General features: G+C 69.8%; 13 protein-coding genes and 1 tRNA gene. 11 read left to right on the top strand and 3 right to left on the bottom strand.

The annotated features are described in order from the left end of the window. The first annotated feature begins 97 nt into the window (after positions 1-97). The 3 genes from hemC to DM480_RS06635 are packed head-to-tail and all read left to right on the top strand — an operon-like array spanning position 98 to position 2609. The gene (gene hemC, locus DM480_RS06645) at positions 98-1012 is read left to right on the top strand and encodes a hydroxymethylbilane synthase (RefSeq protein ID WP_232834153.1); all 915 of its coding nucleotides are present in this window, start codon (positions 98-100) and stop codon (positions 1010-1012) included. Next, positions 1012-1695 (top strand): uroporphyrinogen-III synthase, encoded by a 684-nt coding sequence (locus tag DM480_RS06640; protein ID WP_115378129.1) that lies wholly within the window; start codon positions 1012-1014, stop codon positions 1693-1695. The genes hemC and DM480_RS06640 overlap by 1 nt, the downstream gene beginning before the upstream one ends. Continuing rightward, positions 1692-2609 carry a hypothetical protein gene (locus DM480_RS06635; RefSeq protein WP_232834152.1) on the top strand — a complete coding sequence of 306 codons (918 nt, stop codon included), beginning with the start codon at positions 1692-1694 and terminating at the stop codon, positions 2607-2609. The genes DM480_RS06640 and DM480_RS06635 overlap by 4 nt, the downstream gene beginning before the upstream one ends. 17 nt (positions 2610-2626) lie before the next feature. Here DM480_RS06635 and DM480_RS06630 read toward each other — a convergent pair whose 3' ends face one another. Then, positions 2627-3427, bottom strand: coding sequence for a DUF72 domain-containing protein (locus tag DM480_RS06630; RefSeq protein ID WP_115378128.1), 801 nt, complete (start codon positions 3425-3427; stop codon positions 2627-2629). Between the two features lie 185 nt (positions 3428-3612). Here DM480_RS06630 and DM480_RS06625 point away from each other — a divergent pair, with 185 nt between their 5' ends. The 3 genes from DM480_RS06625 to DM480_RS06615 all read left to right on the top strand — a co-directional run bounded on the left by DM480_RS06625 (position 3613) and on the right by DM480_RS06615 (position 5219). Further along, the gene (locus DM480_RS06625) at positions 3613-3819 is read left to right on the top strand and encodes a VOC family protein (RefSeq protein WP_115378127.1); all 207 of its coding nucleotides are present in this window, start codon (positions 3613-3615) and stop codon (positions 3817-3819) included. Next, the gene (locus tag DM480_RS06620; protein WP_125471484.1) at positions 3798-4388 is read left to right on the top strand and encodes a hypothetical protein; all 591 of its coding nucleotides are present in this window, start codon (positions 3798-3800) and stop codon (positions 4386-4388) included. Before DM480_RS06625 ends, DM480_RS06620 begins: the two co-directional genes overlap by 22 nt. 126 nt (positions 4389-4514) lie before the next feature. Continuing rightward, a complete protein-coding gene (locus DM480_RS06615; RefSeq protein WP_115378125.1) occupies positions 4515-5219 on the top strand; it encodes a hypothetical protein in 705 nt (234 codons plus the stop codon). Between the two features lie 60 nt (positions 5220-5279). On the opposite strand, the gene DM480_RS06610 is transcribed toward DM480_RS06615, so the two are convergent. Then, positions 5280-6266, bottom strand: coding sequence for a hypothetical protein (locus tag DM480_RS06610; RefSeq protein WP_125471483.1), 987 nt, complete (start codon positions 6264-6266; stop codon positions 5280-5282). Between the two features lie 123 nt (positions 6267-6389). Then, positions 6390-6464 (bottom strand) — tRNA-Gly (locus tag DM480_RS06605). A gap of 140 nt (positions 6465-6604) precedes the next feature. On the opposite strand from DM480_RS06605, the gene DM480_RS06600 reads away from it, so the two are divergent. The 5 genes from DM480_RS06600 to DM480_RS06580 all read left to right on the top strand — a co-directional run bounded on the left by DM480_RS06600 (position 6605) and on the right by DM480_RS06580 (position 14671). Then, entirely contained in the window at positions 6605-7366 is a 762-nt protein-coding gene (locus tag DM480_RS06600) for a hypothetical protein (RefSeq protein WP_115378123.1), read from the top strand. Beyond that, positions 7260-8813, top strand: coding sequence for a Y-family DNA polymerase (locus DM480_RS06595; RefSeq protein ID WP_232834151.1), 1554 nt, complete (start codon positions 7260-7262; stop codon positions 8811-8813). Before DM480_RS06600 ends, DM480_RS06595 begins: the two co-directional genes overlap by 107 nt. Then, a complete protein-coding gene (locus tag DM480_RS06590; RefSeq protein ID WP_115378121.1) occupies positions 8810-12190 on the top strand; it encodes an error-prone DNA polymerase in 3381 nt (1126 codons plus the stop codon). The genes DM480_RS06595 and DM480_RS06590 overlap by 4 nt, the downstream gene beginning before the upstream one ends. A 103-nt stretch (positions 12191-12293) precedes the next feature. Continuing rightward, on the top strand, positions 12294-13676 hold the full coding sequence (locus tag DM480_RS06585) for a glycosyl transferase family protein (protein ID WP_332871313.1): 1383 nt from the start codon (positions 12294-12296) through the stop codon (positions 13674-13676). Further along, a complete protein-coding gene (locus DM480_RS06580; RefSeq protein ID WP_232834150.1) occupies positions 13673-14671 on the top strand; it encodes a hypothetical protein in 999 nt (332 codons plus the stop codon). The genes DM480_RS06585 and DM480_RS06580 overlap by 4 nt, the downstream gene beginning before the upstream one ends. Positions 14672-14681 lie beyond the last annotated feature (10 nt).

Genomic DNA, 14681 nt, shown 5'->3' with positions numbered 1-14681 from the left:
CCACCCGGCTGCGCCGGGCGGGCCCCTTCGCTCTCCCGGCGGGAGAGGGAGGGGGCGCCGAAGGCGCGGAAGGGTGAGGGTGTGGATGGATGCAACGATGGCGATCAAGTTCAAACTCGGCACGCGCGGCTCGCCGCTGGCGCTGACGCAGGCGAACATGGTGCGCGATGCCCTGTGCGCGCGCCACGGCTGGCCCGTCGACGCGATCGAACTGGTCGTCATCCGCACCACCGGCGACCGCGTGCAGGACCGCGCGCTCGCGGAGATCGGCGGCAAGGCGCTGTGGACCAAGGAACTCGACCGCGCGCTTCTCGACCGGGAGATCGACGCGTCGGTCCATTCGATGAAGGACGTCGAGACGCTCCGTCCGGAGGCGCTGGTCATCGCCGCGATGCTGCCGCGCGCCGACGTGCGCGACCGGCTGATCGGCGCGGACGCGATCGACGCGCTGCCGCATGGCGCGGTCGTCGGTACCAGCTCGCCGCGTCGCCGCGCGCAGCTGCTGCGCCTGCGCCCCGACCTGTCGATCGTGCTGTTCCGCGGCAACGTCGATACCCGCCTCGCCAAGCTCGCGGCGGGGGAGGCGGATGCGACGCTGCTCGCCGCCGCGGGGCTCGATCGGTTGGGGCGCGATACGATCGGCCATGCCATCCCCACCGATGTGATGCTGCCCGCCCCGGCGCAGGGCGCGGTGGGGATCGAGGTGCGCAGCGCCGATGCGGCGGCACAGGCGATCGTCGGCGCGATCGACGACGACGTGACCAGCCGCTGCGTCCGCGCCGAACGCGCGCTGCTCGCCGCCTTGCGCGCCGATTGCCATTCGCCCGTCGCCGCGCTCGCCTCGGCCGCGGGGGCGACGCTGTCGCTGCGTGCCGAACTGCTCGCGGAGGATGGGAGCGCCTTCGTCGACGGCCATGCCGAGGGGCTGATCGGCGAGGCGATCGCCGCCGGGCTCGCCGGCGACCTGCTGTCGCGCGCGCCCGACCCGGTCCGGCGGCTGTTCGGCGGCTGATGGGTTTCCTCGTCGTCCGTCCCGAACCCGGCAACGCCCGCACGCTCGCCCGATTGCGCGCGGCGGCTGGGGACGGCGGCGATGCGATCGGCTGGCCGCTGTTCGCGGTCCGGCCCGTCGCCTGGACGCCGCCCGATGCCGCCGCCTGCGACGCGCTGCTGCTGACCAGCGCGCAGGCGGTCCGGCACGCCGGGGCGGGGCTGGCGGCGCTCGCCCACCTGCCCGTCGTCGCGGTCGGCGACGCGACCGCCGCCGCGGCGCGCGACGCGGGATTGCGGGTCGCGATCGTCGGCGACCGCGATGTCGCGGCGGTGCTGACGGCGGCGCGGCACGCAGGCCTCGTCCGCCCGATCCACCTCGCCGGCCGCGATCATATCGCGACCGGGGCGGCCATGGCGATCGTCTACGCCAGCGAGGTCTTGCCTGCGGACGGGTTCGCGGCGGCGGCGACGGGCCGTGTCGTGCTGCTCCATTCCGCGCGCGCGGCCCGCCGGGTCGCGGCGCTGATCGCACCCGACGCGCGGCGCACCGTCAGTATCGCCGCGATCAGCGCGGCGGTCGCCGCCGCGGCGGGCGACGGGTGGCGTCGCGTTGCCGCCATTTCCACGCCCGACGATGCCGCCCTCGTCGCGCTTGCACTAGCGATTGACCCTGCGGCGGGGGGCGGGGATAAGACGGCATGACCGACCCTGTGCCGATCGACGCGATGCGTTCGCGCGCCCCGCGAACCGGCATCCAAGCCGGTATCGTCATCCTGTTGGCGCTGCTCGCTTTTGTCGCGGGCATCGGCCTTACCGTCTATGCGATGAAGCGCGTCGCGTGGCTGGGCGGCGGCACGTCGCAGACGAAGCGGCAGGCGGTGGCGGAGCCGACCGGTTTCTCGCCCGCGCAGCCGGTCAACGCCAATGGCGACGTGGTGACGCCCGATGCCGCCGCGCTCGCCTCCCGCGAGGCGGCGCTCGCGGGACAGCTGACCGCACTCGAAGCGCGCACCGCCGCCGTCACCAGCGAGGCGAATGCCGCTGCGGGGCAGGCCGCGCGCGCGGAAGGCGTGCTGGTCGCGGTCGCCGCCCGCCGCGCGCTCGATCGCGGCACCGGCCTCGGCTATCTGGAGGAACAGCTGCGCACCCGTTTCGGTGCGACCCAGTCGCGCGCGGTGGCAGAGGTGATCGGCGCGTCGCGTCAGCCGGTGACGCTCGAGGATCTGCGCCAGGGGCTGGATGCGATCGCGCCGCAGATCCAGACGGTGGACGCGGGCAGCTGGCTCGAAAGCCTGCGCCAGGAACTCGGCAGCCTGATCGTGCTGCGTCGCGCCGACACGCCGTCGCCGCGGCCCGCCGATCGCCTCGCCCGTGCCCGCCGCCTGCTCGAGGGCGGGCAGGTCGAGGCTGCGCGCGCCGAGGTGATGCGCCTGCCCGGCGCACGCAACGCCGGCAATTGGCTGACCGCGGCCAACCGCTACGTCGCCGCGCGCCAAGCGCTCGACCGGATCGAAACGACCGCGCTGACCATGCCGGCGCCGGCCCCCGCGCCCGCCATGGCCGCGCCCGCGCCGTCCGCAACTGCACCGGCGGTTACCGCGACCGACGGCTTGTAACGGCCCCCCGGGTGGGCTCAGCCGACCCGGTCGATCAGCGCCATCGCGCCCTGCGGCGCGCGCACCTTGGCGCCGTTGATGAAGAAAACGAACGTGTCGCGCGGTGATTTGGGCGGCCCCTCCGTGCTGGCATAGGGCAGTCCATCCGGCTGGTCGCCCGCCTCCCACTGGCGCGCGATCGTCGCCCATCGGTCGATCGCCGCTGCGCTATACCCTGTCGGTTCGTCCTCCACCGCATTCTCCAGCCGCGCGTAGACGAAGTCGCCCGACACGTCCGCGATCGCCGGATAGTCCGGCGAATCGGCGTGGACGATCGCGACCCCCGCCGCGCGCGCCATCGCGACGAATGCCGGGTCGGCGAAGCTGTCGTGGCGCACCTGCACCGCATGGCGTAGCGCGACGCCGTCATGGTTCTTGGGCAGCAGCGCCAGGAACGCGCGCATGTCGTCGGGCTCGAACCGCTTCGTCGCCATGAACTGCCACAGGATCGGGCCCAGCCGGTCGCCGAGTTCGACGATGCCCTGCCCCACGAACCGCGCGACGGATTCCCCCGCCTCCGCCAGCACCTTGCGATTGGTGCAATATCGCGACGCCTTCAGCGTGAAAACGAAGCCGTCGGGGACGCTTTTGGCCCAATTCGCAAAATTCTGCGCCTTGAAACTCGAATAATAGGTCCCGTTAATCTCGATCGCCGTCATTTTCGATGCGGCATAGTCGAGTTCGCGTTTCTGCGGCCACGCGTCCGGATAGAAGGTCCCGCGCCACGGCGCATAGGTCCAACCGCCGATTCCGATTCGGATTGTCATGGCGACGATCATAACCGCTCCGTCGCCATGTGCGATGGCCGACGTCGGCCGTATCGCCCGAAAACCGCGGGAATGCGGCGCGCTCGCCGCTGATGTGCCGCCACGGTAGCGAAAGACCGTAACGTCGGCCGCACCTCGACCTTTGCGAAGCGTGGAAAGGATAACGGCGCGCATTACGAGGGCGGCTCGGGTACCCCGTGCCCGACCTGTCGATCGAGGTCGATGACCTCACCGCGGTCCACGCGCGCCTGATCGCGGCGGGATACGCCATCGTCTATGGTCCAGTGCACGAGACATGGGGCGTTCGCCGCTTCTTCGCGCGCGATCCCTTCGGCCGGTTGCTCAACATCCTGTCGCATGCCGCGGCGTGCAGGAGGACATCATGCGTTTCGTGCGGCATATGATTCTCTGCATCGGCCTGATGGTATCCGCCGTTTCCACGAGCGCGGCCGACCGACCCAGCGCGCGTTCGCCCGACGGCCGGTTCGTCGCTACGACCCGGCCGACGAAGGGCATTGCCGGTGCCAGTGTCCAGGCGCCCGCATCGTTATGGCTGACCGACACGCGTAGCGGGCACAGTCGCGAACTCTACCGTGGCCGCTACGCCAAAAATCCCAGGCGCGACCTGTCGAGTCTCGCCAATCCCGACTTCTCGCTCGATGGCAGATATATTTATGTCAAGGCGGACGCCTATGCGACCTCGCCCGCCATCCATCGGGTCGCGGTCTGCACCGGCGCGGTCCGCTACGTCACCGACGGAGCCTTGTACGGGGTGCTGCGCAGTGGCCCGTGGCGCGGCTTCCTCGTCGTCCAGCAACATCGCTACCGGCGGAAGGGCAGCGGCTCCTTCGACCCCTTCGTCATCGTCCAGCACGACGGTCGCGACGTCGCCATGGTCCCCGGTTCGGACGGACGCGATTCCGGGCGTGCACTGGCGCACTGGCTTCGTGCGAAGGGGTGGCGCCTGTCCTGACGTGCCGTAACCCTTCGGCGTAATCGTCCAATCGGCCCCCGTTTGCGCATTCCGCCCGCATGGTTCGCCCGCGCCGATTGCGATATGATCGGGGCGTCCGACACGACGATCGCAAGGGGATGACGCATGAAGATCGACGCCTCACGAGCGATCGGTGCCTATGCGGCGGTCACGACGTTCGCCACTTTGTGGCTGGTGCTAGGCGCGAACGCGGGTCCCAAGACCGCGACGTTCGCGACGATCGACGTCCAGCGCATCAACATCCGTGAACCCGACGGCACGCTCCGCATGACGATCGCGTCGCGTGACCGTATGCCCGGCATTATCGTCGCCGGTCGAGAAACGCCGCATCCCGATCGTCCGCAGGCGGGCATGATCTTCTACAACGACGAAGGGACGGAGAATGGCGGGCTGGTGTTCTCCGGCGCGCTGAAGGACGGCAAGCCCACCAACCTCGGCGCCCTATCGTTCGACCGCTGGCGGCAGGACCAGACGGTGTCGCTCAGCAGCGACGAGATGGGCGACGATCGGCAGGCGGGGCTCGCCATCAACGACCGGCCCGATCGCCCCGTCGATTTCCCGACCGTTGCCCGGCTCGTCCGCCAACCCGCCGGTGCCGAACGCGATGCTGCGCTACGCGCCGCCGGTGTCGGGATCGCGCCGCGGGCGTTTCTGGGCCGTATGCGGGATAAGGCCTCTGCGCTGGCGCTGCGCGATGCGGCGGGGCGAAAGCGGCTGGAGTTGCGGGTCGCGGCGGACGGGCAGGCGACGATCGACTTTCTCGACGATCGGGGTCGCGTAACGCGGTCGATCAGCGACGTGGCGCGGTGACCAGGGCTCTATGTCTCTTGGATGTCCGCGGCGTTGGCCGGCGGATGCCCGCGCCAGGCATCATCCCGCTGACGGGGCATCGACGGGCGGCGCAACGCAACTCGTTCGTGCCTGCTGCATCATCTTCGCCAACGCCGCGCGGGCAACGGGGCGCGCAGCCTTGTTGTCGAGGCGCGAAAGCCGGATCACGTCCATGCCCGTTGCCTGCGTTAGCCGAAGGCCGAGATAATAGCCGAAGCGATCCGGCAGGCCCGCGGGCGGTTTCCCTCCCATCATCAGCGCGCTGGCGGTCGCCGCGCTGCGCGTGTCGTCGAATCGTGCAGCGACGAAGCACAAGGCCTCCGCCCATCGCCGATCGGTCGGTGCGCGAATGGGAGCGGGGGTGTCGAGCAGCAACTGGTGGTCCGTTGCGCCCGCTACTACCGTCGCGGTCGCATCGACCGCCAGCCCCTCCTGCCACAGCATGCACCAGAGCTGATCGCAATCCGCAAAATAGCGGGCATGCTCGAGGTGGAAAATCTCGTGGATCAGGAACGGTTCGAGCGAGACGTCGGAATGATATCGCGCGATCATATCGGCGCCGAACAGCATGACATGCCGTTTTCCGGGCTGGAGATAGTCGGATCCGCCGTCCCTCTGGCCAAGCGAGTGATAGAGATAGACAGGCAGCGGAGAAACAAAATCGGGGAAACGGCCCTGGAAGCGGATGATCGCATCCTGCAGGGCCGCAGGAAAGCGGGCGATGACTCGATCGTAGGCGCGGCGATCGTCGGGGAATGTCCGCAACGCGGCGGCGATCGCGCGGTCGGTGCCGTCGCCCGCGGGATAGATACCGGGCAGCAGCGCATCGATCCGCGCGCGCACCCGCGCGACCCGAACCGCCTCGGGCTGGCCGACCGTTGCGATCGCGACGCGTTCGAACGGCGTGGCCAGATCGACATAGCGCGTCGGCGCCCCCGTGGTAGCGGCAGGACTGGCTGCAGCTAGGCCGGCGATGATGCATCCGCCAATGATCGCCGCCGCCTGTTTTAGGAGTGCCTCCATCATCCGTCCCGCCAGTGAGCTGCGCGCAGCGCGCCGAGCCTTGTTCCAGCCATGCAGCAAAAAGGCAGGCAAGCAAAAAACGGTCCATACGAACCGCTGCGAGAATAAGAGGATGTCCGAAAAGACTGGAGCGGGCGAAGGGATTCGAACCCTCGACCCCAACCTTGGCAAGGTTGTGCTCTACCCCTGAGCTACGCCCGCTCTGGCGCCTGAAGCCGGCAAACCGGCTGGGTGAGGCGCGGCCACTAGCAGGGGGTCGGGGGGTGTGCAAGCGTCTTGTGCGCCTGCAGCGAAAGATTTCCGCTTGGCGACTCACCGACAAGAACATTACAAGAACATCGATGGCCGAATCGACCGCCCTCCTCGCCCGGCTGCGGCGCCTAGCTGCGGGAACGGGGGTATTGCAAGCCGCGGGGGCCAACCCTGAGGCGTGGCTGAAGCGCGGACTGGCGCGGGCGCAACTGCATGAAATCTATGCGCTTCAGGTCGAGGATGGCGCCAGTGGGGCGGGGTTCGGCATCGCCATGGCGATCGCTGCCCGCGCCTTGCCGTTGTTCTGGTTGAGGACAGAGGGTGCCGAGCGCGCACAGGGGCGGCTGCATGCCGGCGGCCTTGCCGCATTGGGCCTCGATGCCGATTCGCTGGTGCTTGGTGTGTTGCGCGACGAATCCATGCTGCTGCGCGCGGCGGCGGATGCGGCACGCTGCGCGGGTCTGGGCACGCTGCTGGTCGAGACGCTGGGGCCGGCGCCGGGGCTCGACCTCACCACGACGCGGCGGCTGATGCTGGCCGCGGAAGCGTCAGGCGTCACCGTCCTGTCGCTGCGCGTTGCCGCGACGCCCAGCCCCAGTGCCGCGGCCAGCCGCTGGGGCGTTCGCGCCGCCCCCTCGACGGCGCTGGCGGCAGGGGCGCCGGGCGCACCGGCGTTCGAGGTCGAATGTCTGCGCCGGCGCGGCGGTCCGGCGGGGCAATGCTGGCAGGTGGAATGGGATCGAGATGCCAAGAGTTTCCGTGGCGCGCCGTTATCTGGCGCTGGTCTTTCCGTGGCTGCCGATCGAGCGGTTGCGCACCACCCGGTCGCACCTGTTCGCCGGTCGGGATGAGGCGCCGATCGCCCTGACCGAGACGGTGGGCCAGGCGATCCGCCTTGCCGCGGTCGACCCGGTTGCAGTGCGCGCGGGGCTGGAGCCGGGACTGACGCTTGCCGATGCACGCGCACGGGTACCCGCGCTGGAAGCCTATCCCGCCGATCCGCACGCCGATCTCGACTGGCTGGAACGACTGGCGGAAGGCTGCGCGCGTTACAGCCCGACGATCGCGCTGGTGCCGCCCTCTGCGCTGGTCATCGATATCGCCGGGTGTACGCATGCCTTCGACGGCGAGCGCCCGCTTGCCGCCGATGTCGAGGCGCGGATGGCGCGGCGCGGCATCCGCGTGCGCCATGCGTTCGGCGATACCGCGGAGATCGCACTGGCGCTCGCCCGCCATGCCGGCTCGCCCGCGCCCGACGAGAAGAGCGCGGTGCGCCGTCTGCCCGTCGCGGCGCTAGAACTCGACCCGGACGATGCGACCGCGCTGGCCCGCGCCGGGCTGAAGACCGTCGGCGACGTCATGGTGCGACCGCTGGCTGGCATCGCCGCACGCTTCGGGGCGGAGGCGGCGAATGCGGTGCGGCGCCTGTCGGGCGAGCTTCAGACGCCGGTCAAACCCTGGGTCCGCCAGCCGTCACTGGTGACGGAGCGCCGCTTCGCCGAACCGATCGCGCGGACCGAACATGTGCTGGCGGTGATCGCGGACCTCGCGGCCGAGGCGTCGACGATGCTGGAGACGCGCCACCAGGGCGGCCGCCGGTGGACCGCGCGGCTGTTCAGAGCGGATGGCCATGTCCAGCCGCTCGCCATCGAGACGGGCAAGCCGACGCGCGACGTGCCGTTGCTGATGCGGCTGTTCGCCGAGCGGATCGACGCGCTGGCCGATCCGCTCGACCCGGGTTTCGGCTATGACCTGGTTCGGCTCGATGTGGGGCTGGCCGAGCGGCTCGATGCGACGCAGCTCAAGCTGGAAGGCGGAGAGGGCGGCGGCGAACAGGTCGCGGCGCTCGTCGATCGCCTGTCGACGCGGCTGGGACGCGGCCGGGTGCGGCGGTTCGCGCCGCGCGACAGCCACATCCCCGAACAGGCCGAACTGATGCTGCCCGCCGCCGCGGCGCCGCCGGCTGCGACGGCATGGACGCAGCCCGAGGCGGGCGAGCCGCCGTCGCGGCCCATCTATCTGTTCGATCCGCCGCAACCGATCGAAAGCGTGATGGCCGAAGTGCCCGATGGCCCGCCGCACCGGTTCCGCTGGCGCCGCCGCATCCACGAGGTCGCGCGCGCGGAGGGGCCGGAGCGGATCGCGGGCGAATGGTGGCGTCGCCATGATGCGGCGATCCCGACGCGCGATTACTACCGGATCGAGGATCGCCGCGGACGCCGTTTCTGGATATTCCGCCACGGCCTGCACGAAGAGGTCGACCACCCGCGCTGGTACCTGCACGGCCTGTTCGCATGACCGGCGACGGCCAGGCAGGGGAACAGGGCGGCCAGGATGGGGCGCCGCGCTTCGCCGAATTGGTCGCGGCGACCAATTATTCGTTCCTGCGCGGGGCGAGCCATGCCGAGGACATGATCGGCCGTGCGATCGCGCTCGGCCACACCGGGATCGGCATCGCCGACCGCAACACCGTCGCCGGCGTGGTGCGGGCGCATCGCGCCCTGCGCGAGGCGCGCGAGGATGCGCAGGCCGCCGGGCATGCCGACGTGCCGTTCAGGCTGGTGGTGGGCGCGCGGCTGGTCTTCGCGGACGGGACGAGCGACATCGTCGCCTATCCGCAGACGCGCCGCGGCTGGGGGCGGCTGACGCGGCTGCTCACCGTCGGCAACCTGCGCGCCGAAAAGGGTGATTGCATCCTCGGCATCGGCGACCTGCTGCGCCATTGCGAGGATCTGCTGCTGATCGTCCTGGCCGAATCGAGCGCGTCGCCGGCGCGTGCGCGGCCCGATGCCATGGTGCCCCCGGTGCGCAGCGATCCGGGGCTCGACACCACGCTGCGCCGCCTGACCGCCGCCGCGCCGCAGCGCGTCTGGCTGGGCGTCGCGATGGGGCGCGGCGGTCGCGATCGCCGTCGCCTCCATCACCATCGGCGCATCGCATCGGAGGCGGGCGTGCCGCTGCTCGCCACCACCGACGCGCTTTATGCCGACCGGCAGGCGCGCCCGTTGCACGACGTTTTGACCTGTATCCGCCTGGGCGTGACGCTGCCGTCGGCGGGACGACGGCTCGCCGCCAATGCCGAACGCCATCTGAAATCCGGCGAGGAGATGATGCGCCTGTTCGCGGACGAGCCGCAGGCGGTGCTGGAAAGCGGCGCGATCCTCGACCGGATCGCCTTCACGCTGGGCGATCTCGCCTACGAATATCCGCACGAGCCGGTGCCCAAGGGATGGGACCCGCAGGGCTGGCTGGAGCATATCACCTACGAAGCGGCGCGGGCGCGCTTTCCGGACGGTATCCCGAAACGCCTGCAGGCCTTGCTCGACAAAGAGCTGCCGCTGATCGCGCGCCAGCGTTACGCTTATTATTTCCTGACCGTCCACGACATCGTCCGCTACGCGCGCGAGGAATGCGTGCCGCCGATCCTGTGCCAGGGTCGCGGCTCGGCGGCCAATTCGGCGGTTTGCTGGCTGCTGGGCATCACGTCGGTCGATCCGATGCGCTACGATCTGTTGTTTTCGCGGTTCGTGTCGGAGGAGCGGGGCGAGCCGCCCGACATCGACGTCGATTTCGAGCATGAGCGGCGCGAGGAGGTGATGCAGTACATCTACCGCCGCTACGGCCGCCATCGCGCGGCGATCGCGGCGACGGTGATCCACTATCGCCCGCGCAGTGCGGTGCGCGAGGCGGGCAAGGCGCTGGGCCTCAGCGAGGACGTGACGCAGCGGCTGACGAGCACCGTCTGGGGCAGCTTTTCCGACCGGTTCGAACAGAAGCGTTTCGACGAAACCGGTTTCAGCACCGACAATCCCGAGATCGCGCGGCTGCGCGACATCGTCGACCGGCTGCTTAAATTTCCGCGCCATCTGTCGCAGCATGTCGGCGGCTATGTGCTGACGCAGGGGCGGCTCGATGAGACGGTGCCGATCCACCACGCCGCGATGGCGGACCGTACCTTCATCGAATGGGACAAGGACGACCTCGACGAACTGCGGATCATGAAGGTCGATGTCCTCGCGCTCGGCATGCTGACCTGCATCCGCAAGGCGTTCGACCTGATGGAGCGGCATGACCTGGGGTCTTATCGCCTCGACACGATCGCAGGGGACGAGAATGCCGCCGTTTACGATATGCTTTGCAAGGGCGATTCGATCGGGGTGTTCCAGGTCGAAAGCCGTGCGCAGATCAACATGCTGCCACGCCTGCGGCCGCGCAAATTGTACGATCTCGTCGTGCAGGTCGCGATCGTGCGGCCGGGGCCGATCGAAGGCGACATGGTGCACCCTTATCTGCGCCGTCGGGCGGGGAAGGAGCCGGTCGATTTTCCCTCGCCGCACCCCGATCACGGGCCCCCTGACGAGCTTCGTACGCTGCTGAAAGAAACCTATGGCGTGCCGCTGTTCCAGGAACAGGCGATGAAGCTCGCGATCGTCGCCGCGGGGTTCACGCCGGGCGAGGCGAACCAGCTGCGCCGGGCGATGGCGACGTTCCGCAACGTCGGCGGGATGGAGAATTTCGAGGAGAAGCTGATCGAGGGCATGGTCCGCCGCGGCTATGAGCGCGATTTCGCGGCGCGCTGCTTCCGCCAGATCGAGGGGTTCGGCAGCTACGGTTTTCCCGAAAGCCACGCTTTGTCCTTTGCGCGGCTGGTCTATGTGTCGTCGTGGATCAAATGCTTTCACCCCGCGGTGTTCGGGTGTGCGATCCTCAATTCCCAGCCGATGGGATTCTACGCGCCCGCGCAGCTCGTCGAGGATGCGCGCGCGCATGGCGTGGTCGTGCGGCCGATCGACGTCAACGCAAGCCTGTGGGACAATGGGCTCGAACGGCTCGACGACGGCACGCTCGCGATCCGGTTGGGCTTTCGCCAGATCGACGGCTTTCGGCAGGAATGGGCGGACGGCCTGGTGGCGGCACGGGGAGAGACGCCCTTCGCCGATGTCGAACAGGTTGCCGCGCGCGCCGGGTTGCCGACGCGGGGCCTCAACCTGCTTGCCGATGCCGATGCGTTCGGCTCGATCGGGCTGCCGCGCCGCGATGCCCTGTGGGAAGTGCGGCGCACGCCCGCGCGGCAGCTCGCACTGTTCACCGCGGCCGACGCGCCCGAACTGGGGCAGGAGGTCGACGCGCGTCTCCCCGCGATGCCGCCGAGCGAGGAGGTGGCGGCCGATTACCAGACGACGCGACTGTCGCTGAAAGGCCATCCGATGCGCTTCCTGCGCCCGCTGTTCGCGTCGGAAGGCGTGCTGTCGAGCGCGCAGGCGGCGCGGGCGAAGGATGGTCGCCGTGCGCGCGTCGCCGGGGTCGTGCTGGTCCGCCAGCGGCCGGGCAAGGGCAATGCGATCTTCGTGACGATCGAGGATGAGACGGGCATCACCAACGCGCTGTTGTGGGCGCGCGATTTCGAGGCGAACCGCCGCGCGATCATGGCGGCGCGGCTGCTGGTGCTGGAGGGGGTGATCCAGCGCAGCGAGGAGGGCGTCTGCCACCTGATGACGGTCAAGGCGTATGACCGGACCGGCGAGCTGCGGCGCCTGTCGTCGGACTATATTGCCGAAACGCCCTTGCTGCCCGTCGACGAGGTGATCCGACCCAAACCGATCGTCAGCCAGGACCTTCGGGGTCGCCACCCGCGCGACGTCCGCATCCTGCCCAGATCGCGCGACTTCCACTGATCGGTTCATACTGAACCATGTTCTTCGTCGATCGCGACCGAATCGGATGGAGAATATCGCCGATATGGCGATACTCGCGGCTCCATGAGGCGGGGGCGACGTGGTGTGGGATCAAGTAATCACGGCGATCGATGCGCTCGCGCGCGAGACGATGCTGTTCGCGGCCGCGGGACTGTTGATCGGCGGCATCGATGATGTACTGGTCGATCTCTGCTTTCTCGGCTGGTATCTGCATGGCGGCGGCGGGCGAACGCCGCGACTGTTTCACGCTGCGCCGCCTCCGGGTGATAATCCGATCATCGTGTTCATCGCGGCCTGGGACGAGGTGGCCGTCATCGGCGCGATGCTGACCGCGGCGCTCGCGCGCTTCGATCACGCCAATTACCGCATCTACGTCGGCCTGTACCCCAACGATCCGGCGACGATTGCGGCGGCACGCGCGGTCGCCTCCATCGACGTGCGCGTCCGGCTGGTCGTCGGGGACACGCCGGGGCCGACCACGAAAGCGGGGTGTCTCAATACGATCTGGCGAGCCTTATGCGACGACGAGCGCCGCCAGCGATTTCGGGCGCGCGCGATCGTCCTCCACGATGCCGAGGATGTCGTTCATCCCCGCGAACTCGCCCTGTTCGACGCTCTCATCGACCGGCATGCGGTGGTGCAATTGCCGGTGCTGCCGCTGATCCGGGCCGGCTCGCTCGTCTCGGGCCATTATGCCGACGAATTCGCCTATGCGCATGGCGTGCAGCAGGTCGTACGCCACCGGTTGGGTGCCGCGATGCCGCTCGCGGGCACCGGGTGTGCGCTGCGCCGCGACATCGTCGCGCGCCTCGCCGAGGATCGCGGCGGCGACCCGTTCGACGCGACCAGCCTGACCGAGGATTACGAAATGGGCCTGCGAATCGGTGAATTGGGCCAATCGTCGCTGTTCGTGCGGCTGCGCGATCCCGAAGACGGATCGCTGATCGCGATCCGCGCCTATTTTCCCGAGACGCTGGTCGCCGCGATGCGCCAGAAAGCGCGATGGATGACCGGCATCGCGCTGGCCGGATGGGATCGCACCGGCTGGGCACGGCCGCATGCGCTGGGCGACCATTGGATGCGGATGCGCGACCGGCGCGCGCTCCTGTCGGTGCTGGTGCTCGCGGTCGCCTATGCCGCGATCGTGCTATGGGGCGTGAGCGTGGCGCTCCACGAGGTGTCGGGCCGGCGTGGCGCCGACGATCCTCGACTGGCGACTTGGCTCGCGATGGCGACGACGATGCTGCTGATCTGGCGTCTGGCGATGCGGATCGCCTGCACCCGGCGGATGTACGGCCGCGCGGAGAGCTGGCGGTCGATCCCGCGCTTCTTCATCGGCAACGTCGTCGCGCTCGCCGCCGCGCCACTGGCGATGATACGCTATCTGCGCCTGCTGCGGGGGCATGCCGTGGCGTGGGACAAGACGAGTCACGCCTTCCCGGATGTCGCGACGTTGCCCGCGTGAAGGGCCGGCCGCTCCGCTTCCTCGTCGCGGCGCTCGGCATATGGGGCATGGCCCGCGGCGTCGCCTTGTGGCCCGTCGACGAGATCGCGGACGCGATTGGCAGCCCGGCGCCCATCGCGGCGGCCGCCGCGGCGACCATGGCGATGATCCCCAAAGCCCCCGGCGTCACACCGCCGGGCCGGCGCACGGGATTGCGCGAGGCATCGACCGCCCCCGGCGCACCACCAGCGCGCCAAGAACCATCGTCGCCTTCGGTGGCCGACGCCCCTATCCACGACCCGCGCCAACGCGCCGTTCCGGCGCTCAAAATGCAAGACGAGCCGCCGACCATGCCTCCGCCCGTCGCGCCCTCGCCGATCGCCTCCGGCGGATCGAGGCTGCACGGCAGTGTTTGGGGGATCGTGCGCGGCGGGTCGAGCGCGGCGCTGCTCGGCGGCCAGCTCGGCGCGTCGCAGGCGGGTGTGCGACTGACCTACGCACTCGGCGCTTCGCGCCGCGTCGCACTGGCGGCGCGATTGTCGACCCCGCTCGACGGCGATGGTCGCGAGGCCGCGATCGGTATCGACTGGCAGCCACTTGCCGTACCGGTGCATCTGATCGCGGAACGGCGCTTCTCACTGGGTGGCGGGCGCGGGGGCATAGTGGTCGGCGTCATCGGCGGTTTCGGCCCGACTCCGGTTGGCGGAGCATGGCACGCCGAAGGTTATGCGCAGACGGGCGGGATCCGGCGCGACGCGGTCGAGGGGTTCGCCGACGGCTCGCTGCGGCTGACCCGCTCACTGGTCGATCATGGTCAGATACGCGTCGACATCGGCGCGGGCGCCTGGGGCGGTGTCCAGCGCGGCGCGCGCCGCCTCGATGTCGGACCGACGGTGGGCGTTTGGGTACCGGTCGGCGCCCGGCAGCTGCGTCTCACCGCCGACTGGCGGGCGCGGATCGGCGGGGACGCCCGGCCGGGGTCGGGCCCCGCGGTCAGCGTGGGCAGCGACTTTTAGGGGGTGCGGC

Origin of the sequence: Sphingomonas sp. FARSPH, assembly GCF_003355005.1 — a bacterium.
Classification (GTDB): Bacteria; Pseudomonadota; Alphaproteobacteria; order Sphingomonadales; family Sphingomonadaceae; genus Sphingomonas.
This window is presented reverse-complemented; position numbering and strand designations above follow the sequence as displayed.

Bases quoted from the DNA above. Each gene is read 5' to 3' on its own strand.
- DM480_RS06600 (WP_115378123.1), top strand. From the start codon at position 6,605: ATGGCCGAATCGACCGCCCTCCTCGCCCGGCTGCGGCGCCTAGCTGCG.
- DM480_RS06615 (WP_115378125.1), top strand. From the start codon at position 4,515: ATGAAGATCGACGCCTCACGAGCGATCGGTGCCTATGCGGCGGTCACG.
- DM480_RS06620 (WP_125471484.1), top strand. From the start codon at position 3,798: ATGCGTTTCGTGCGGCATATGATTCTCTGCATCGGCCTGATGGTATCC.
- DM480_RS06595 (WP_232834151.1), top strand. From the start codon at position 7,260: ATGCCAAGAGTTTCCGTGGCGCGCCGTTATCTGGCGCTGGTCTTTCCG.
- DM480_RS06610 (WP_125471483.1), bottom strand. From the start codon at position 6,266: ATGATGGAGGCACTCCTAAAACAGGCGGCGGCGATCATTGGCGGATGC.
- DM480_RS06630 (WP_115378128.1), bottom strand. From the start codon at position 3,427: ATGATCGTCGCCATGACAATCCGAATCGGAATCGGCGGTTGGACCTAT.
- DM480_RS06635 (WP_232834152.1), top strand. From the start codon at position 1,692: ATGACCGACCCTGTGCCGATCGACGCGATGCGTTCGCGCGCCCCGCGA.
- DM480_RS06590 (WP_115378121.1), top strand. From the start codon at position 8,810: ATGACCGGCGACGGCCAGGCAGGGGAACAGGGCGGCCAGGATGGGGCG.
- DM480_RS06640 (WP_115378129.1), top strand. From the start codon at position 1,012: ATGGGTTTCCTCGTCGTCCGTCCCGAACCCGGCAACGCCCGCACGCTC.
- hemC (WP_232834153.1), top strand. From the start codon at position 98: ATGGCGATCAAGTTCAAACTCGGCACGCGCGGCTCGCCGCTGGCGCTG.